The sequence below is a fragment of the Agromyces laixinhei genome (assembly GCF_006337065.1).
Lineage (GTDB): Bacteria > Actinomycetota > Actinomycetes > Actinomycetales > Microbacteriaceae > Agromyces > Agromyces laixinhei.
In genome coordinates, this window is the sequence record NZ_CP040872.1 from 1,870,422 (window position 1) to 1,889,617 (window position 19,196).

General features: G+C 69.1%; 20 protein-coding genes. 6 read left to right on the plus strand and 14 right to left on the minus strand.

Features of this window, described 5'->3' with window-relative positions; all coding sequences use genetic code 11:
* Positions 1-79: 79 nt before the first annotated feature.
* Positions 80-901, plus strand: a complete 822-nt coding sequence (nadE, locus tag FHG54_RS08780; protein WP_139416932.1) for an ammonia-dependent NAD(+) synthetase — start codon at positions 80-82, stop codon at positions 899-901.
* Between the two features lie 3 nt (positions 902-904).
* On the opposite strand, the gene FHG54_RS08785 is transcribed toward nadE, so the two are convergent.
* The 3 genes from FHG54_RS08785 to FHG54_RS08795 form a co-directional block, all read right to left on the minus strand.
* Positions 905-1,567 carry a hypothetical protein gene (locus FHG54_RS08785; RefSeq protein ID WP_139416933.1) on the minus strand — a complete coding sequence of 221 codons (663 nt, stop codon included), beginning with the start codon at positions 1,565-1,567 and terminating at the stop codon, positions 905-907.
* A 100-nt stretch (positions 1,568-1,667) separates the two neighbouring features.
* Positions 1,668-1,925 (minus strand): hypothetical protein, encoded by a 258-nt coding sequence (locus FHG54_RS08790; protein ID WP_139416934.1) that lies wholly within the window; start codon positions 1,923-1,925, stop codon positions 1,668-1,670.
* 114 nt (positions 1,926-2,039) lie between these two features.
* A complete protein-coding gene (locus tag FHG54_RS08795; protein WP_139416935.1) occupies positions 2,040-3,047 on the minus strand; it encodes an aldo/keto reductase in 1,008 nt (335 codons plus the stop codon).
* Positions 3,048-3,251: 204 nt separating this feature from the next.
* On the opposite strand from FHG54_RS08795, the gene ssb reads away from it, so the two are divergent.
* From ssb to FHG54_RS08815, 4 genes are all read left to right on the plus strand, one after another.
* The gene (gene ssb / locus FHG54_RS08800; protein WP_139416936.1) at positions 3,252-3,806 is read left to right on the plus strand and encodes a single-stranded DNA-binding protein; all 555 of its coding nucleotides are present in this window, start codon (positions 3,252-3,254) and stop codon (positions 3,804-3,806) included.
* 105 nt (positions 3,807-3,911) lie between these two features.
* On the plus strand, positions 3,912-4,400 hold the full coding sequence (locus FHG54_RS08805) for a DUF6993 domain-containing protein (protein WP_139416937.1): 489 nt from the start codon (positions 3,912-3,914) through the stop codon (positions 4,398-4,400).
* Positions 4,401-4,405: 5 nt separating this feature from the next.
* A complete protein-coding gene (gene ettA, locus FHG54_RS08810) occupies positions 4,406-6,088 on the plus strand; it encodes an energy-dependent translational throttle protein EttA (protein WP_139416938.1) in 1,683 nt (560 codons plus the stop codon).
* 1 nt (position 6,089) lies between these two features.
* Positions 6,090-6,566, plus strand: coding sequence for an acyl-CoA thioesterase (locus FHG54_RS08815; RefSeq protein ID WP_139416939.1), 477 nt, complete (start codon positions 6,090-6,092; stop codon positions 6,564-6,566).
* Positions 6,567-6,587: 21 nt separating this feature from the next.
* Here the strand turns inward: FHG54_RS08815 and FHG54_RS08820 are convergent, their stop codons facing one another.
* The 3 genes from FHG54_RS08820 to FHG54_RS08830 all read right to left on the minus strand — a co-directional run bounded on the left by FHG54_RS08820 (position 6,588) and on the right by FHG54_RS08830 (position 8,599).
* Positions 6,588-7,118 carry a hypothetical protein gene (locus FHG54_RS08820; RefSeq protein ID WP_139416940.1) on the minus strand — a complete coding sequence of 177 codons (531 nt, stop codon included), beginning with the start codon at positions 7,116-7,118 and terminating at the stop codon, positions 6,588-6,590.
* 2 nt (positions 7,119-7,120) lie between these two features.
* The gene (locus FHG54_RS08825) at positions 7,121-7,609 is read right to left on the minus strand and encodes a QcrA and Rieske domain-containing protein (protein WP_139416941.1); all 489 of its coding nucleotides are present in this window, start codon (positions 7,607-7,609) and stop codon (positions 7,121-7,123) included.
* Between the two features lie 96 nt (positions 7,610-7,705).
* Complete coding sequence (locus FHG54_RS08830; protein ID WP_198169699.1) at positions 7,706-8,599, minus strand: acyl-CoA thioesterase; 894 nt, start codon at positions 8,597-8,599, stop codon at positions 7,706-7,708.
* Positions 8,600-8,690: 91 nt separating this feature from the next.
* Here FHG54_RS08830 and FHG54_RS08835 point away from each other — a divergent pair, with 91 nt between their 5' ends.
* Positions 8,691-9,374 carry a DUF8185 domain-containing protein gene (locus FHG54_RS08835; protein ID WP_139416942.1) on the plus strand — a complete coding sequence of 228 codons (684 nt, stop codon included), beginning with the start codon at positions 8,691-8,693 and terminating at the stop codon, positions 9,372-9,374.
* A 25-nt stretch (positions 9,375-9,399) separates the two neighbouring features.
* On the opposite strand, the gene FHG54_RS08840 is transcribed toward FHG54_RS08835, so the two are convergent.
* The 8 genes from FHG54_RS08840 to FHG54_RS08875 all read right to left on the minus strand — a co-directional run bounded on the left by FHG54_RS08840 (position 9,400) and on the right by FHG54_RS08875 (position 19,126).
* The gene (locus tag FHG54_RS08840) at positions 9,400-11,085 is read right to left on the minus strand and encodes an FAD-binding dehydrogenase (RefSeq protein ID WP_139416943.1); all 1,686 of its coding nucleotides are present in this window, start codon (positions 11,083-11,085) and stop codon (positions 9,400-9,402) included.
* Positions 11,086-11,153: 68 nt separating this feature from the next.
* Positions 11,154-11,618, minus strand: coding sequence for a globin (locus FHG54_RS08845; protein ID WP_139416944.1), 465 nt, complete (start codon positions 11,616-11,618; stop codon positions 11,154-11,156).
* Positions 11,615-12,736 carry a mechanosensitive ion channel family protein gene (locus FHG54_RS08850; protein WP_139416945.1) on the minus strand — a complete coding sequence of 374 codons (1,122 nt, stop codon included), beginning with the start codon at positions 12,734-12,736 and terminating at the stop codon, positions 11,615-11,617. Before FHG54_RS08850 ends, FHG54_RS08845 begins: the two co-directional genes overlap by 4 nt.
* Positions 12,737-12,747: 11 nt before the next feature.
* A complete protein-coding gene (gene pepN / locus FHG54_RS08855) occupies positions 12,748-15,333 on the minus strand; it encodes an aminopeptidase N (protein ID WP_139416946.1) in 2,586 nt (861 codons plus the stop codon).
* 44 nt (positions 15,334-15,377) lie between these two features.
* A complete protein-coding gene (locus FHG54_RS08860) occupies positions 15,378-16,064 on the minus strand; it encodes a response regulator transcription factor (protein ID WP_139416947.1) in 687 nt (228 codons plus the stop codon).
* Positions 16,061-17,353 carry a sensor histidine kinase gene (locus tag FHG54_RS08865; protein WP_139416948.1) on the minus strand — a complete coding sequence of 431 codons (1,293 nt, stop codon included), beginning with the start codon at positions 17,351-17,353 and terminating at the stop codon, positions 16,061-16,063. Before FHG54_RS08865 ends, FHG54_RS08860 begins: the two co-directional genes overlap by 4 nt.
* Positions 17,354-17,363: 10 nt before the next feature.
* A complete protein-coding gene (locus FHG54_RS08870; RefSeq protein WP_139416949.1) occupies positions 17,364-18,218 on the minus strand; it encodes an ABC transporter permease in 855 nt (284 codons plus the stop codon).
* Positions 18,215-19,126: an ABC transporter ATP-binding protein gene (locus tag FHG54_RS08875; protein ID WP_139416950.1), complete on the minus strand. Its 912-nt coding sequence runs from the start codon at positions 19,124-19,126 to the stop codon at positions 18,215-18,217. The genes FHG54_RS08870 and FHG54_RS08875 overlap by 4 nt, the downstream gene beginning before the upstream one ends.
* Between the last annotated feature and the right edge of the window lie 70 nt (positions 19,127-19,196).

Below are 19,196 nucleotides of genomic sequence, written 5' to 3' on the forward strand. Positions count from 1 at the left end.
GAGGCCTGCATCGACGGTGCAGCGATGCGGCGGGGCATCCGTTCGCATGCCGGAAACACGTCGGCGGTATCGTCGTGGCATGCGAGAGCTGCAGTCGCGAATCATCGCCGAACTCAATGTCGTTCCGGTCATCGACCCCGCGGAGCAGGTGCGCGCGCGCATCGACTTCCTGAAGTCGTACCTGCTCGCGACGGGAGCAGAAGGACTCGTGCTCGGCATCAGCGGGGGCCAGGACTCCACGCTCGCCGGCCGGTTGTGCCGGATCGCCGTTGCCGAACTCGGTGCCGAAGGGGTCTCGGCCCGCTTCGTCGCGGTTCGACTCCCGTACGGCGTGCAGCGCGACGAGGACGACGCTCAGCTGGCGCTGACCTTCATCGAACCGCAGGAGACGATCGTCTTCGACATCAAGGGCGCAGTCGACGGACTCACCGCAGACTTCGCGGCCGCCGCCGACGCGCCCCTCAGCGACTTCGGCAAGGGCAACGTGAAGGCGCGCATGCGGATGGTGGCGCAGTACGCGGTCGCGGGCGAGGGCGCGCTACTCGTCGTGGGCACCGATCACGCCGCAGAGGCCGTCACCGGCTTCTTCACCAAGCACGGCGACGGGGGAGCTGATGTGCTGCCGCTCTCGGGGCTCACGAAACGTCAGGGTCGTGCGCTGCTCGAGCATCTGGGAGCCCCGGAGCGGCTCGTCGTCAAGGTGCCGACAGCGGATCTGCTCGACGCGGATCCCGGCCAGCCCGACGAGGCGAACCTCGGCCTCAGTTACCGCGACCTCGACGCCTATCTCGAGGGGGAGCAGATCGACGATGACGTCGCCGAGCGCATCGAAGCTCGGTTCCTGCAGACTCGGCACAAGCGGAGCGTGCCGGTGTCGATGTTCGACGATTGGTGGCGCTGAGCGTCAGCGCAGGCGGTCGCTCGTCGGTGTCGGCGCGGTGTTCGCGGTGACCACGGGGTCGGTGACCTCGACGGAGTCATCTGCGATGGTGGCGCCGGCCTGGTAGCGCTGCCGGTGCTGCTCGGCGACCCAGTTGTCTTGCTGATCGACGGCGACCTGCTCGGGATCCTGACGCTGTGAGCGCCAGCGTTCGAGGTCGTTCAGGAACTGACGGCGGGCGCGCCCCGGGTGGCGCTGCCACTCGAGGAGGCGATCGCGGAACTCCACGACGGCGGGGTCGAGCTGGTACCCGAAGGTCGCCGACGCCCGCTTGAGCTCGTGGAGCTGGTGGGCGGCCCAGTTCGCCGCGGCATCCGAGCCGCGGATGGGGAGCAGCCGCACGATGATGTCGGCCTGACCGACGGCACGGTCGGCGAGCACCTGCTCCTGCGGCGTCAGCGAGTTCCACACCGACGCCTCAGTCGCGGCATCGACGAGGGTGGCGATCGCTGCGGCTTTCGCCTCACGGTCACGCTGCGCGACGAGACGCTTGATGGCGAGATTGGCGATCCACACGGCGAGAAGCCCGGCGGCGATCACCGCGAAGAACAACACGACGGCGGAGAAGACCGCAGGCTGTGCCTCGTTCGAACCGAGCCAGGAGATGAGATCGTTCCACCACTGCATGGCCGCAGATTACCGCGCGGTCGAGCATCGGCTGCCGAACGCCGACGGCGTGCCCGAATTCACCCTGCGTGACCTCGGCGGCGCCCGTCGGCGCCGGATCTCACCGGAACACCTCGGCGGCGTCGCGCGACGACCAGAACTCGCCGAGCTCGATCGAGCGGCTGCCGCCCGCGACGAGTCGTCTCGCTCCGAATCGCGACTCGACGCCCACGCCGCGTTGCTCGATGTGCCCGAGCACCGCGCCTTGCGGGCGGGTGACCCGCCACAGGCCCGGAGCAGCGGGCGAGATCTGGAGGCCGGGCACGTCGACGGGGAATGGTTCGCGCCTGCGCGCGCCCGTCATGATGGTCGCGGACATGTCGCTCCTCTCGTGTGCAGCCGGCCCTGCGGTGTGTCACGAGAGTACGGCGGGCCACCGACATCCGCTCAGCACTCGAACAGTCGACGCCGCGACGTTCGGCGCGCGCCGAACTCAGCCGAGCACGGTGCCGTGCGCGGCGAACGGCTCGATGCCGGCGACCTCGTCATCGGTCAGCGGCGCGGCGTCGAGCGCGGCGATGTTCTGCTCGAGTTGAGCGACGCTCGAGGCGCCGATGAGCGCGCTCGCGACCAGCGGCTGGCGCAGCACCCACGTGAGGGCGAGCTGTGCGAGCGTCTGCCCGCGTTCGCGCGCGAGGGCGTCGAGCGCCCGGGCACGCTCGAGGTATTCGCCGCTGATTCGGTCGGGGGAGAGGAAACGGCTCGTCGCAGCCCGTGAATCTGCGGGAACGTCGTCGCCCAGGTACCGGTCGGTGAGCAGGCCCTGCGCGAGCGGCGAGAAGACGATGCTCGCCGCGCCGACCTCCTCGAGCGCTGGGAACAGCCCGTCTTCGATGTGCCGGTCGAACATCGAGTACCGGGGCTGGTGGATGAGGAGCGGTACGCCCTCGGCTGCGAGCGCGGCGGCGGCGGCCCGAGTCTGGTCGGGGTCGTAGTTCGAGATGCCGACGTAGAGCGCCTTGCCCTGGCGCACAGCCGATGCGAGCGCGCCCATCGTCTCTTCGATGGGTGTCTCAGGGTCGGGCCGGTGGGAGTAGAAGATGTCGACGTAGTCGAGGCCGAGGCGCGCGAGGCTCTGGTCGAGCGAGGCGAGCAGGTACTTGCGCGAGCCGAAGTCGCCGTATGGACCGGGCCACATGTCGTACCCGGCCTTCGACGAGATGATCAGCTCGTCGCGGTACCGCATGAGGTCGTCGGCGAGGATGCGGCCGAAGTTCACCTCGGCGCTGCCGGGCGGCGGGCCGTAGTTGTTCGCGAGGTCGAAGTGCGTGACGCCGAGGTCGAAGGCGCGGCGAACGATCGCGCGCTGCGTGTCGTAGGAGCGCTCGTGCCCGAAGTTGTGCCAGAGCCCGAGCGAGAGCGCCGGGAGTTTGAGGCCGCTGCGGCCCACCCGGTTGTAGCGCATGCGGTCATAGCGTTCGGGGCGGGCGACATGGCTCATGCTGCAACTCTAGGTCGCTCGACTCCTCCTCCACATTCGAGGCGTCGGCCGACTTCTGCACGGCTTCGTCTGCAACGAGCGGATGTCTCGGGGCGCCCGCGATGCTGATCGGAACGCGGCTCCGGGGTGACGATCCGGCACGAGCGCCATCCCGGAGCCGCGTGCCGTCGACTCGCGGCGGCATTCGATCAAGGAGTGCAGCACATGACCGACAACATCACCGTGACGGGTGTCGTGGGAACCGATCCCAAGCACCACGTCACCAACGGAGGACTCGCCATCACGTCGTTCCGACTCGCTTCGACGCGGCGCGTGTTCGATCGCGAGAAGGGTACGTGGGAAGACGGCGAGACCAATTGGTACACGATCTCGTCGTTCCGCCAGCTCGCGGTCAACGCGAGCCTCTCGATCCGCAAGGGCGAGCGCCTCATGGTCAGGGGGCGGCTCCGGCTGCGGGCGTGGGAGACGGGTGAGCGGTCGGGCACGGCCGTCGAGATCGAGGCCGATTCCATCGGGCATGACCTCGCCTGGTGCGTCAGCACCTACTCGAAGGTGAGATCCACACGTGCGGCGGATGGCACGGCGGCGGAGTCGTCGCCCGGCGAGCCGGCCGACGGGCTCGAGTCGACGGCGGAAGGCGCCGACCCGGCGACGGTCGACGGCTCCTCCCCGTGGGCGACAGCCGATGTCGTCGTCGAGGCCGCCGGCGACGAAGACGATCTCGAGGTTCCCGAACTCGAAGCGTCGTTCGCCCGCTGACCGAGCATGATGTCCCGCGGCTCGACCCTGCTCGGCCCGAGCCAAGTTCGACGGTGTACCGCCTAGACTCGGCTCGGGCGGTCGGCACCGCCGGTGAGGGGAACGATGAGACGGCGGTTCGGCACTGTCGCGACCCTGGCAATCGCCGGGGTCGCGATCCTCGTGGGCCTGACGGCGTGCACCGTCGACGATCCGCAACCGACGGCGCCCGCGACCAGTCGGCCGACCCCGGCCGACCTCGGCACACCCGTTGCGACAGCACCCGAGTTCCATCCCGAACTCTCCGCGACCGAGAACCTGCCCTACTTCGACTGGGTGAACGCCGGCGTGATCGCCGCGAACGCCGCGGCCGGGGGGCGGGACTTCATCGACGCGCTCGTCGCTGCCGGGTTCGACAAGGCGCAGATGCAGGTCACCGCCGACGCAACGACGATCGGCGATCCGGCCGACTCGATGCAGTTCTCAGTCGTCTTCCAGGGCGAGTGCCTCGTCGGCCAGTACGGTCCGAAGTCCGACGGGTATCACGGGGCGGTGCGACCGCTGCTCGGCACCGGCACCTGTCTCGTCGGGCAGACCCGCACCATAGACTGGTAGGCGACATGGCTGAATACATTTACTCGATGGTCCGTGCCCGCAAGGCGGTCGGCGACAAGGTCATCCTCGATGACGTGACGATGGCGTTCCTTCCCGGAGCGAAGATCGGCGTGGTCGGCCCGAACGGCGCCGGAAAGTCGACGATCCTGAAGATCATGGCCGGTCTCGACCAGCCGTCCAACGGCGAGGCACGATTGAGCCCCGGCTACTCGGTGGGCATCCTCATGCAGGAACCCGTGCTCGACGAGACCAAGACGGTGCTCGAGAACGTGCAAGAGGGGGTCGGGCCGATCAAGGCGAAGATCGATCGCTTCAACGAGATCTCCCTCGCGATGGCCGAGCCCGACGCCGACTTCGATGCCCTGCTCGCTGAGATGGGCGTGCTGCAGGAGGCGATCGACGCCGCAGACGCGTGGGACCTCGACTCGCAGCTCGAGCAGGCGATGGACGCCCTGCGATGCCCGCCGGGCGATGAGCAGATCTCAGTGCTCTCGGGCGGTGAGAAGCGCCGCGTCGCACTCTGCAAGCTGCTCCTCCAGAAGCCCGACCTGCTGCTCCTCGACGAGCCCACCAACCACCTCGACGCCGAGAGCGTGCTCTGGCTCGAGCAGCACCTCGCCAAGTACCCGGGCGCCGTGCTCGCCGTCACCCACGACCGGTACTTCCTCGACCACGTCGCCGAGTGGATCTGCGAGGTCGACCGCGGTCGCCTCTACCCCTACGAGGGCAACTACTCGACCTACCTCGAGAAGAAGCAGGAGCGACTGAGCGTCCAAGGCAAGAAAGACGCCAAACTCGCGAAGCGCCTCTCCGACGAGCTCGACTGGGTGCGCTCGAACGCGAAGGGTCGTCAGGCGAAGTCCAAGGCTCGACTCGCCCGCTACGAGGAGATGGCCGCAGAGGCTGAGCGCACGAAGAAGCTCGACTTCGAAGAGATCCAGATTCCGCCGGGCCCGCGTCTGGGCCAGATCGTGCTCGAGGTGAAGAACCTGAAGAAGGGCTTCGGCGACCGAACGCTCATCGACGGACTGAGCTTCTCGCTGCCACGCAACGGCATCGTCGGCATCATCGGCCCCAACGGCGTGGGCAAGACCACGCTCTTCAAGACGATCGTCGGTCTCGAACCCGTCGACGGCGGTGATGTCAAGGTCGGTGAGACCGTCGAGATCTCGTACGTCGATCAGTCGCGCGGCGGCATCGATCCCAAGAAGACCCTGTGGGAGGTCGTCTCCGACGGCCTCGACTACATCCAGGTCGGCAAGACGGAGGTGCCCTCGCGCGCCTATGTCTCGACCTTCGGTTTCAAGGGACCCGACCAGCAGAAGCCGGCCGGTGTGCTCTCGGGCGGCGAGCGCAACCGTCTGAACCTCGCACTCACGCTGAAGCAGGGCGGCAACCTGCTGCTCCTCGACGAGCCCACCAACGACCTCGACGTCGAGACCCTGTCGAGCCTTGAGAACGCGCTCCTCGAGTTCCCGGGCTGCGCCGTGGTCATCACTCACGACCGGTGGTTCCTCGACCGCATCGCGACGCACATCCTGGCGTACGAGGGCACCGATGAGAACCCGTCGTACTGGCACTGGTTCGAGGGCAACTTCGAGTCGTATGAAGAGAACAAGATCGAGCGACTCGGCCCCGACGCGGCGAAACCGCACCGCTCCGCGTACCGCAAGCTGACCAGGCACTGACATGCGCCTGCACGTGCCCACTCCGCTGCGGTGGAGCGACCTCGACGCATACGGGCACGTCAACAACGCCCGCATGTTGAGCCTGCTCGAAGAGGCTCGAATCCAGGCGTTCTGGGTCAGTGACGACACCTCCGAACACGCGGTCGGTGCGTCGACCGCGGTGCTCGACGCCACGCCCGGCGCGACCACGAACACGCTGATCGCACGCCAGGAGGTCGAGTACCTCGCACCGATCCCGTATCAGCGTCAACCGGTCGACATCGAGCTCTGGATCGGCCACATGGGCGGTGCGAGCCTCGACGTCTGCTACGAGGTCTTCTCGCCGGCCGGGGTGGCCCCCCGGGTGCTGTACACGCGCGCGGTCACCACGGTCGTGCTCGTCGATTCGGCGACCGAGCGGCCGCGTCGCATCGTCGAGGCGGAGCGCGCAGCATGGGAGCCCTACCTCGGCGACCCGATCACGTTCCGCCGGCGCTGAGACCGGTGCCGCGGCGCTTGCTCAGCCATCGAGCGGCTCATCGCTGAACGAGCCCTCCCAGACGGCGCGACTGCCCGCCTCGGCGATCTGCACGAGCGTCCAGGTCGAGCCCGCGGCGACCGCGAGGGCCGCGACCGTGAGCACACTGCCGACGGCGATGCGGATGCCGCGGCTCGGCGTGCGTTCGGCGCCGGCCCCCGCGGCAGCCCCGCGTCGCAGAGCGCTGCGCTCGACGAGCGCCCACGCGCCCACCAGCACCGCCAGCACGAGCAGTGCGACGAGCCACGGCACGATGTCTTCACCCTGTGCGGTGTGCACCTCGATGAGCGGTGCCGGCGGCACGCGCGCTTCGAGCCACTTGCCGGCCTCGATCGTGACGAGTCCGAGCGGAAGGAGGAGGGCCGCGCCGATCACGGCCGACAGCCAGAGCACGCGGCGGGCGGCCGGCCACGCAGCGATCACGACGAGGAGGAGGCCGAGCAGCGGCGTCAGCACCACGACGGCGTGCACGAGCAGCACATGCAGAGGCAGCCCCGCGAAGGTGTAGTCCACGATCAGGATGCGGCGACGATGCGATCGCCGGAGATGGCGACCGCGATGGGTGGCAGCGGGTCGATGGCGGGCCCCTGCACGACGTCACCCGTCGCGGCATCGTACATCGACCCGTGGCAGGGGCAGTGGAACTCTGCTCCGGCGGCGGCCACGACGCACTGCTGGTGCGTGCAGATCGCACTGAACGCGACGACGTGGCCCGCCGTCGGTTGCGCGATGAGCGCGGGCTGCCCGTGGATCGTGGCGTCGATGCTGCCGCCGACGGGAACGTCGGCGACCGCCGCGATGTCGCCGCCGAGCGCGGGCGCGTCGGGAGCGGTGCTCGGTCCGGTCGTCTCGGTCGGCGGAGCCTTGACTTCGCTCGGAGGCGTGGTGCCGGCCGAGCCGCTCGGGGCCGGGGAGTCTGCTGCGCAGCCGGCCAGTGCCAGTGCACCGCCGATGGCACCGGCGGAACCGATGGTGAGGATGGTGCGTCTCGTGGGATCGCTCATCGCCAGAACTCCTTCGTCCGCGTCGTTCGCATCAGGCGAACGCCCATGGCCTCATTCTGGGTCACCGCGACGGGTGAGCGGGCTATTCCACAGGATCTATTCAGGCGCCTCGCTCGAGAGTGCGGATGCGGGCACCCGCACCATGCCCTCTTGCGCGACACTCGCCACGAGCACGCCGTCGCGGGTGAAGATGCGCCCGAGCGAGAGACCGCGCCCGCCGCTCGCCGACGGCGAGTCCTGCGTGTAGAGCAGCCACTCGTCGACGCGGGCGTCGCGGTGCCACCACATCGCGTGGTCGAGGCTCGCGACCTTGAGCCCGGGCGTCGCCCAGGCGACGCCGTGCGCACGGAGGATCGGCTCGAGGATCGAATAATCGCTCGCGTACGCGAGCGCGGCACGGTGCATGTCGAGGTCGTCTGGCAGGCGCCCGTACGCCTTCATCCAGACGGCCTGGCGCGGCGCACGCTCCCCATCGACGCTGAGGTAGATGGGCGAGGGGATGTGCCGCACATCGAAGGCGCGCTCGTTCGACCAGTAGCGGGCGATGTCGTGGTCGAAGGAGCCGAGCACATCGGCCGTCGAGGGAAGCGTCTCGGGGTCGGGCAGGTCGGCCGGCATCTCGACCTGATGCGTGACGCCCTCGTCTCCGGTCTGGAACGAGGCGATGAGCGAGAGGATCGGCACGCCGTTCTGGAAGGCGTGCGTGCGCCGGGTCGAGAACGATCGGCCGTCGTGCAGTCGGTCGACCGAGAAGGTGATCGGATGCGCCACGTCACCGGGCCGCAGGAAGTAGCCGTGCATCGAGTGGATCGTGCGGTCGTCGTCGACGGTGCGCATCGCGGCGGTGAGCGACTGGGCGAGCACCTGGCCGCCGAAGACACGCCCGAGCGGCATCCACTGCGACGGCCCGGTGAAGATGTCTTCGGTCGTGCGCGCGCCGGTGTCGGTCAGGTGCAGGGTGCTCAGCAGGCCGTCGATCGGACCGTTCATCGTTCCTCCGTGTCGGTGGCGGTGACCGCGCGACCCCGCAGAGCGCAGGACCGCCGGAGCGGCGGCGCTCTCTTGGTAGTTTAGACAGCAGATGGCTCAACAACTCACGCTCGCCGACAGTCTGTCGCTCGGAGACCTGCACACCTACCTCCAGCGCGCAGGTCGCGTCGAAGACGGTTCCGTGCGCCTCATCGCCGGTTCCGGCATCCTCGCCGTGTACACCGCGATCCTGTATCCACGGGGCATCCTCGATGAGAGCCCGACTGTGCTCGGGCTGCGCACCTTCGCGCTCGCCGACGACGACGAGGAGTTCGACTCGGTCGTGCCGATGCGTTCGATGGTCGAGCGCATCGTGCGGGCGCGGGGCGAGCTCGGCGAAGACGACGACTCGCGCCCCGTGTCGATGTCGCGTCCGCCAGAGGTCAACACGGTCACGTGGGCGGGCATCTCGCCGCCGCGAGGCGGCTGGCGGCCGCTCGGTTCGACGGATGCCGCGACACTCGAGGCCGCCGCTCGAGCCGGCATCGACGAGGTCGCCGAGGCGATCCCCGCAGGCACCGGAGAGCAGCTCGTGCAGCGCGTACGCTCCGAGGTGTGGGGGCGCGGCGTCGAGGGCGTCGAGTACGTGCCGACCGGCGCCGCCTTCGCGGCGTACAGCCTCGGATTCCTCGGCGACGACGAGGTCAGCCTCTTCGAGACGGGTCCGTGGACCCGGCTCTCCTCACGCCGCGGTCACGTGCTCGTGCGCCGCAAGCCCTGGTCGCTGAAGGCCTAGGGTCTGCTGCGTCGCGTCGCCGCGGTCAGCGCCGGGCGATCGCGCGTCCGGCCGCGCGTCCGGTGAAGAGGCAACCGCCGAGGAAAGTGCCCTCGAGCGCCCGGTACCCGTGCACTCCGCCACCGCCGAAGCCGGAGGCCTCGCCGACGGCGTAGAGTCCGGGAATCGGCGCGCCGTCCGCCCCGAGGGCACGGGAGTCGAGGTCGGTCTGGATGCCGCCGAGGCTCTTGCGAGTGAGGATGTGCAGTTTCACCGCGATGAGCGGACCCGCCTTCGGGTCGAGGATCCGGTGCGGTGTCGCCACGCGGATGAGCTTGTCGCCGCGGTAATTGCGCGCACCGCGCACCGCGGTGAGCTGCAGGTCCTTCGTGAACTCGTTGTCGACTTCGCGATCGCGAGCGATGATCTCGCGCTCGATGTTCGCGGTGTCGAGGTCGGTGCCGGGTGAGAGTGCGCGCATGCCGTCGAGGAGCTCGCCCAGCGTGTCGGCGACCACGAAGTCGACACCGTGCTCTTTGAATGCCTCGACGGGGCCGGGTGCGCCCGAACCCAGTCGTTGCGCGAGGAGCTTCAGATTCTTGTCGGTGAGGTCTGGATTCTGCTCGCTGCCCGAGAGGGCGAACTCCTTCTCGATGATCTTCTGGGTGAGCACGAACCACGAGTGTTCGTGGCCGGTCGCGACGATGTGCTCGAGCGTGCCGAGCGTGTCGAAGCCGGGGAACAGCGGCACTGGCAGCCGCCGGCCCGTCGCGTCGAACCAGAGCGACGACGGGCCCGGCAGGATGCGGATGCCGTGCATCGGCCAGATCGGGTTCCAGTTCGTGATGCCCTCGGTGTAATGCCACATGCGGTCGCCGTTGACGAGCCGCGCACCGGATGCCTCGGCGATGCCGAGCATGCGTCCGTCGACGTGGGCGGGCACACCCGAGAGCATGTGCTCGGGCGGCGTGCCGAGTCGCTCGGGCCACGACGCGCGTACGAGGTCGTGGTTGCCGCCGATGCCGCCGGAGGCGACGACGACCGCGGGCGCCCGCAGCTCGAACGCGCCGACCTCGTCGCGGTTGGACGCCTCTCCGCGGCCGGCGCCATCGGGAGCGAGCACCGCACCGCGGATGCCGACGACGGCGCCGTCTTCGACGATGAGCTCGTCGACTCGGTGGCGGTGGTGGAACTCGACGAGGCCCGCGGCCTCGCCCGCCTTCACCTTGGCGATGAACGGTGCGAGCACGCCGGGGCCGGTGCCCCAGGTGATGTGGAAGCGCGGCACCGAGTTGCCGTGCCCGATCGCGTTGTATCCGCCGCGCTCTGCCCAGCCGACGATCGGGAAGAAGCGCACGCCCTTCTCGTGCAGCCAGGCACGCTTCTCGCCCGCGGCGAACTCGACGTAGGCGTCGGCCCAGCGCCGCCCCCAGTCGTCTTCGTCTCGGTCGAACCCCGCGGTGCCGTCCCAGTCCTGCTTCGCGAGCTCCAGCGAATCCTTGACGCCCATGCGGCGCTGCTCGGGCGAGTCGACCAGGAAGAGCCCGCCGAACGACCAGTGCGCCTGGCCGCCGAGGCTCGCCTCGGGCTCCTGGTCGACGATCACGACGCGCTTGCCGGCCTCGACGAGTTCGGCTGCGGCGACGAGGCCGGAGAGTCCGGCGCCGACGACGATGGCGTCGGCGGGCTTCCTGGTGCGTTCGGTCGCGGCGGGTGGGTGAGAGGCGGCCACAAGGACTCCTTCGTCTCGGGTGGATCGGGTTCGGGTGTGTTCGGGTGGATCGGGTTCGGCAGGCGGTGTCAGTCGTCGAAGGTGTTGACCATCGCATGCGCGGCCCGTTGGAGATAATCCCACAGAGTCTCTTCGGCGAGCGGCGGCAGGTCGAGTGAATCGATGGCCACCCGCATGTGGGCGAGCCAGCGGTCACGGGCGTCGGGGTTGACCTTGAACGGCTGGTGCCGCAAGCGCAGTCGCGGGTGGCCGCGCTGCTCGCTGTAGGTTGCGGGGCCGCCCCAGTACTGCTCGAGGAACATCGTGAGTCGTTCCGCGGCCGGCCCGAGATCTTCTTCGGGGTACATCGGCTTCAGCACGGGGTCGTCGGCGACCCCGCGATAGAACTCGGCGACGAGCTTCTCGAACGTCGGGCGACCGCCGACGGTCTCGTAGAACGACACACCGAGCGCCGGGCCCGGTTCGGCGCCGCTCAGCGGCACCTTCGCGGGCTGTGGGGGGCCGGATGCCTCGACCGGCAGTTGCTCGCTCATGATGCTCCTCCGGCCGGCGGTGCCGGCGGTTTGCGGCCGAGGAGTGCGCGTGGCTTCCTGGCCGAGCGTGCAGCGGCGGCTCCCGCGTCATCGACGACGCCGCTCGGCGAGGTCTTCGGCGGCCGCGCGCCCTTGACGCGGGTGGCACCGTCGAACCCGGCGAGCACGACGCTCGAGAGGCTCGGGAGCTTCACACCCATCTCGTCGAGCGCGTGCTTGAGGCGCATGCGGAGTTCGCGTGCCACGTCGTCCTTCGCCGAGGAACGCACCTTCATCACGACGCGGATGACGAGGGCGTCGTCGGCGATCGACTCCAGGCCCCAGACCTCAGGCCTCTCGAGCACGCGCGAGCGCCACTTGGTCGATTGCGACATCTCGACGGCGGTGCGCAGCAACGTCGCCTCGACCTCGTCGACGTCGGCGTCGTACGGCACGGCCAGGTCGACGATCACCCGGGCCCAGCCCTGGGACATGTTGCCGACGCGCAGGATCTCGCCGTTGCGCACGAACCAGAGCGTGCCGTTCACGTCGCGGATCTTCGTGACGCGGATACGCACCTCTTCGACGATGCCGGTGGCCGGGCCGAGATCGACGACGTCGCCGACGCCGAGCTGGTCTTCGACGACCATGAACAGGCCGTTCAGCGCGTCTTTCACGATGTTCTGGGCGCCGAAGCCGAGGCCGGCGCCGATCGCCGCTGTCAGCAGCGCGAACGAGCTTAGGATGGTCGGGCTGACCGTGTTGACGATGAGCAGCACGACGATGATGAAGAGGGTGACGTTGACGATGTTCGTCATCACCGAGCCGAGCGTTCGCGTGCGTTGCACGAGCCGTACCGCGGCCAGCGGTGACGCCTGCAGGGCCTGCGTGTCGGTGACGTCCTGCTTCTTCTTGACCCCGGTGACGATCTGCTTGACGACGCGCTCGATGACGAAATGCGCCAGCCAGCGGATGAGGAGGGCGATGGCGATGATGAAGATGATCGAGATCAGGTTGCCGAGCACGACGTCCCAGTTGCCGACCCAATAGTCGACGATGCCGGCCCAGAAGTCGCCGCTGACCGGCGTGGGCTCCGGCGCTTCGACCGGCGCGGGGTCTGTACCGTCAAAACCGAACATGGTGTGAAAGTCTACTGAGCCGTACCCGTGAGATCCCTGGCATCACGCGCCTGCGCGGCGAGCGCCCGCTCGAGTTCATCGAGCTGCTCGGAGACCAGCCGGTGCAACGGCGCAGGTGCCGGATTCGCCGCGAGCCACGTGCGAGTCATCGCCGCGAGATCGGGCGAGACGAGCGGCGCCGGGTAGAGCCGCTTCACGATGAGCGAGGCCATCGTGAAGCTCCGGTCGGCCCAGACGTCCTGCAAGGCGTCGAAGTACTCGGTCGCGGTCGTCTGCAGCAGTTCGGGCCGTGTCGTGCGCCGCCAGCCGTCGGCGATCGCGCGAGCACGGTCGTTCGACAGCGATGCGTCGGTCGCGACGCGTCGCCACGCGGCATCTTTCACGACCTGATCGGGGCGCGCGGCGCGCGCGGTCTCGGCGAGGAGGCGGCCCTTCGCCGTGTCGTCGTGCGCGAGGGCTGCGTCGATCTCGGCCTCGGATGACGCCCCGAGCGCCGCGCGAGCGACCACGAGGTCCCAGTGCAGGTCGAGGTCGATCTCGAGGCCGGCGAGCTTGATGGATCCGTCGAGGAGGCTCCCGAGCACGTCGGCGTGCGCGGCGGTCGAGGCGATGCGGGTGAAGCCCTTGACGAACTGGAGCTGGGCGTCGGAGCCGCGTTCGGCGAGTTCCGCGAGCGCCCAGACGGCGTCGCCGGCCTCCGCGGCCACCGAGGTGAGGTGCTCGTCGGCGAGATAGCGTGCGATCGCGAACTCGAGACGCGCGAGCGCGAGCCCGCGGGCCGCCGACTGCGACTCGTGGCCGACACTGCCGATGACGAGTCGCACGAAGTCGAGCGTCGGCACCTCGGCGTCGCGCAGGGAGTCCCACGCCGAACCGAGCACGACGGCGCGCGAGACGGGATCGGAGAGCTCTGGGAGGTGGTCGATCGCCGTCTGCACGGACGTGGGGTCGAGCCGCACCTTCGCGTAGGTGAGGTCGTCGTCGTTGACGAGGAGCAGGTCGGGACGCGTGAGACCCACGAGCTCGGGAACCTCGGTCTCGGCGCCGTCGATGTCGAGTTCGATGCGGTGGGTGCGTTCGAGCGCGTCGTCGCCGAGCGCGTAGCAGCCGAGTGCCAGACGATGCGGGCGCAGCGTCGGATGACCCGGTGCGGCGCTCTGCTCGATGCGGGCCGCGGTGATCGTGCCCGAGTCATCCGTCTCGATCACGGCACGCAGTGTGTTGACGCCCGCTGTCTCGAGCCAGAGCGACGACCAGCGCGTGAGGTCGCGGCCGCTCGCGGTCTCGAGTTCGTCGAGCAGGTCGCGGAGCGTGGCGTTGCCGCCCGCGTGCGCGGTGAGGTACGCGCCGACGCCCCGCTGGAAGGCGTCGAGCCCGACCCACGCGACGAGCTGCTTCAGCACCGAGGCGCCCTTGTCGTACGTGATCGCGTCGAAATTGACCTCGACGTCGCCGAGGCTTGCGATCTCGGCGACGATCGGATGCGTCGACGGCAGTTGGTCCTGCTCGGCGGCGTGCGTCTTCTCATCGCTCGCGAACGTCGCCCAGACACCCGAGAACTCGATGACGGTCGCAGTCGCGAGGGTGGAGGCCCACGTGGCGAACGACTCGTTCAGCCAGAGGTCGTTCCACCACTTCATCGTGACGGAATTGCCGAACCACATGTGCGAGAGCTCGTGCAGCACGACGATCGCACGCTGCTCGCGCCTCGCATCGGAGACCCGTGAGCGGAAGAGGTAGGACTCGTTGAACGTGACAGCGCCGACGTTCTCCATGGCGCCCCAGTTGTATTCGGGCACGAAGATCTGGTCGTACTTGCCATAGGGGTAGGCCACGCCGAACGCCGTCTCGTAGAAGGCGAGGCCGGCCTGCACGAGTTCGAACATGACCTCGGGTTCGGCGTACTGCGCGAGCGAGGCACGGGTCAGCACACCGAGCGGGATGTCGCGGCCGTCGACGCTGCGGGCGCTGCCGTGCCACGCGGCGTAGGGGCCGGCGATGATCGCGACGATGTAGCTCGAGATCACCGGGCCGGGATCGAACGACCAGGTTGCGATCTCCTCGCCGAGCGAACTCGTCGAGACCGAACCGTCGACCGGATCGGGCGCCGACGCATTGCTCAGTACCGTCCAGTCTGCCGGCGCGGTGATCGTGAAGGTGAACGAGGCCTTCAGGTCGGGCTGGTCGAAGACGGCGAACACCCGGTTCGCCTCTGCGACCGCGAACTCGGTGTAGAGGTAGGTCGCGCCGTCGACGGGGTCGACGAAGCGGTGCAGGCCCTCGCCCGTGTTCGTGTAGGCCGCCGTCGAGACGACGCGCAGTTCGTTCGCCGCGGCGAGACCGAGCAAGCGGATGCGCGTGCCGTCACTGACCGCCGCCGGGTCGAGCGGGCTGCCGTTCAGCGTGATCTCGTGCACTTCAGTCGTGCACGCCTCGATGAAGGTGGACGCGCCCGCCTCGGCGTCGAAGACGACACGCGTCTCGCTGCGGAACGTCTCGCCGGCTCCGGTCAGATCGAGCCGGATCTCGTAGCGGGGGCCGCGAACCACCCGGGCACGCTCTTCGGCTTCGAGTCGGGTGAGATCGGCAGCGGGCATGTGCAGGAGCCTCCGAGTGGTCGTTGACTGGCCAGCCTACTGACTCATGGCGCACCGGGCATCGTGAGCAGCCCGTGCTCGTAGGCGTAGATCACGAGTTGCACGCGGTCGCGGGCGTCGAGCTTTGCCAGCACGCGACCGACGTGGGTCTTCACCGTCGACTCTGAGAGGAAGAACTGATCGGCGATCTCGGCGTTGCTCCGGCCCTCGGCGACGGCGACGAGGATCTCACGCTCGCGGGGCGTGAGCAACGCGAGCGCCGGAGCCTCGTTCGCTGTGGCCGCTCCCGGAAGTTCGCCCGCGAAGAGCTCGATCATGCGGCGCGTGACGCGCGGGGCGAGTGCGGCTTCGCCCGCGTGCACCGTGCGAACCGCCCCGACGAGTTCGGCGGGCCGTGAATCCTTCAGGAGGAACCCGCTCGCTCCGGCCCGGATCGCGGCGAACGCGTACTCGTCGAGATCGAAGGTCGTGAGCACGAGCACGCGCGTGTTCCGGTCGCCACGGGTGATCGCCTCGGTCGCGGCGATGCCGTCGACCTCTGGCATCCGTACATCCATCAGCATGACGTCGACCTCGTGGCGCTCGACGAGATCGATCGCCGCGCGCCCGTCGCCCGCTTCGCCGACCACGGCGAGGTCGGGCTCGGCCTCGAGCACCATGCGGAGCCCTGTGCGCACGAGCGCCTGGTCATCGGCGATCGCAACTCGGATCGGGGGCGGACTGCTGCTCATTCGGACTCCTCTTCGTGCGGCGTCGTGCCTGCGCGGAGCTCGACGTGCAGCCGCCAACCGCGCACCGCGCCGGGGCCCGCCTCGAGCGTGCCCCCGTACAGGGCGACGCGCTCGCGCATGCCGACGAGACCGTTGCCGCCTCCGGTCATCTCGGGCGGCGACGCGATGGCGGCATCATCGACCACCTCGACCTGCACGACGTCCTGGGCGTACTCGACGGTGACGTCGACCCGGTGCGCGGTCGCGGCATACCGCAGTGCGTTCGTCAGGCCCTCCTGAACGATGCGATAGACCGTGAGCTGCAGGTTCGGATCGCCGATCGGCGCTCCGACGGTCGTGAACCGCACCGGTAGCCCGGCCGTGCGAAAGCTCTCGACGAGTTCGGGCAGCGCAGTGGTCCCCGGTTGCGGGGCGAATTCGTCGGCGGGGGAGCCCGGCTCTGCCAACACGCCGAGCATGCGCCGCATATCGACGAGGGCGGCCCGGCCGGTCTCTGCCACGCGCTGCATCGCTTCGGTGGCGCGGTCGGGGTTTCGCACGACGGTCGCGGCCGATCCGTCGGCGAGGATCACCATGACGGTGAGGCTGTGCGAGACGATGTCGTGCATCTCGCGGGCGATGCGCGAGCGCTCGAGCGCGGTGGCGAGCTGTGCCTGCTGGTCGCGTTCGCGGGCGAGATCGCGCGCCCGGTCGATGAGCGCGATGAGGTAGCGGCGCCGGTTGCCGACGGTCACTCCGATGAGCGTCGCGATCAGCAGCAGCACGGTGAACTGCGAAGCGGATGCCGGTGCGTTGGTGCCGAACGGTGCCACCGTGTCATCGGCGTGCGCCCAGACGGCGATGTAGGAGGACGCGGTGGCGACGACCACCGAGCCTGCGAAGCCGATCCAGGCCGCGCGGGTCGAGCCGTACACCGCGAGCGCATACAGGGCGAGCAGCATGGGGAGCACATCGGTCGACCCGAAAGGGTAGACCACGAGGCAGACGATCCAGGCGATGATGACGAGCAGCCACGGGCGTCGGCGGCGGAAGAGCAGGATCGCAGCGGCCGCCGCGGCGACAGCGGCGAGCTGCGCGACGGCGATCCACGCGGGTGGCGGGGCGAAGGTGAACAGGGTCGCGATGGAGCCGATGAAGGTCGGCACGAAGTACAGCGCCGTGATCAGGGAGTCGGTGAGCCACGGATGCCGCGCCCAGAACTGGCGGATCACTCCGGGCGGTTTCGGCAGACGAAGTTCTCCCCCGACTACCGAAGCCGGGTAGCCGGGGGAGAGGGGTGCTTCCGCCATGGACAGGACTCTACGCGTCCCGTCGTTTCAGCAGCACCGCGGCGCCGACGATGGATGCCCCCATCCATGCCAGCACGACCAGGAGGTTCTGCCACACGTTCAGTCCGTCGCCCGCCTCGCCGCCCGACATCGCGCCGGAGAACATGTCGAGGCCCGCGGTGGAGAGGAGGTAGGGGATCATGTCCTGCGCCCAGTCGGCGGGGATCATCTGCAGCACGGTCGGCAGGAGCAGCAGCAGGCCGAGCACTGCGGCGATGCCGCCGGCGCTGGAGCGCAGCATCGTGCCCACGCCGAGCGCGAAGACCGCGATGAGTGCGAGGTAGAGTGCGCCGCCGAGCAGGCTGAGGTACACGCCCGGTTCGGCGATGCTCGCCGAGACGCCGTCGGCCGAGAAGACGAGCGACGAGGCGACGTAGGCACCCACCGTGCTGATCAGCCCGATCAGGAACGTCGCTGTGAACAGCACCACGGTCTTGGCCGCCAGGGCAGGCAGCCGCTTCGGCACGGCGGTGAGGGTCGAGCGGATCATGCCCGTCGTGTATTCACCGCTGATGACGAGCACACCCAGCACGCCGACGACGAGTTGGCCGAAGTAGACGCCGAATACCGAGGATTGCACGATGAGTGCGATCTGCTGATCGGCGGGCGCGCCGGAGGCATCCGCACCGCCGCTCATGCCGTTGACCATGCTGAACGACATGATGAGCGCCATGCCGAGCGACAGCGCGATGACGATGAGATACGACCAGACCGTCGATCGGAGGCTCCGGAGCTTGATCCACTCGGAGCGGAGCACGCCGCCGAACGACAGCGTGGTGGAGCGCGCGCGCTGCGACGGGTGCGCTGCAGGGGTGATCGTGGTCATCGGACTGCCTCCGTGCGGTATTCGACGGCGTCGGCCGTCAGGGCCATGTAGGCCTCTTCGAGCGACGCGCTGAGGGGGGTGAGTTCGTGGATCGCGAGGCCCTGCTGTGCTGCGAGGTCTCCGATTCCGGATGCCTCGACGCCCGTGACCTCGAGCACGCCCGCCTCAGAGCGCACGACCGAGACCTCGGGCGCGGCGAGCAGATCGGCGAGCTGCGAGGAGTGCGGCGATCGCACGAGGACTCGCGGCCGCGTGCCGCCCGCGATGATGTCGGCCACGGGGGCATCGGCGATGATCTCGCCTCGGCCGAGCACGATCAGGTGGTCGGCGGTGACGGCCATCTCGCTCATGAGGTGCGAGGAGAGGAAGATCGTGCGCCCTTCGGAAGCGAGGTGACGCACGAACTGGCGCACCCACAGCACGCCCTCGGGGTCGAGGCCGTTGACGGGCTCGTCGAGAATCAGGGTGGCGGGATCGCCGAGCATCGCCGCGGCGATGCCGAGTCGCTGGCCCATGCCGAGCGAGAACCCGCCGACGCGCTTGCGTGCGACGGACTCGAGCCCCGTGAGCTCGATGACCTCTCGCACCCGGCTCGCACCGATGCCGTGCGTGGCGGCCATCGCGAGCAGGTGGTTGTACGCGGTTCGGCCCGTGTGCACGGCCTTCGCGTCGAGCAGGGCGCCGACCTCGTGCAACGGCGCGCGATGCGAGGCATACGGCTTGCCGTTGACGATGACGCCACCGGCGCTCGGCCGGTCGAGACCGACGATCATGCGCATCGTGGTGGACTTTCCGGCGCCGTTCGGGCCGAGGAACCCGGTGACCTGGCCGGGACGGACGGTGAAGCTGATGTTGTTGACGGCGGTCTTCGCGCCATAGCGCTTGACGAGCCCTTCTGCCGTGATCATGCTTCAACCGTAGGCATCCGGCGGCGCCGGGACATCCGTCTGGAGAATGGTTCAGGGCGGGCCGGGTGGT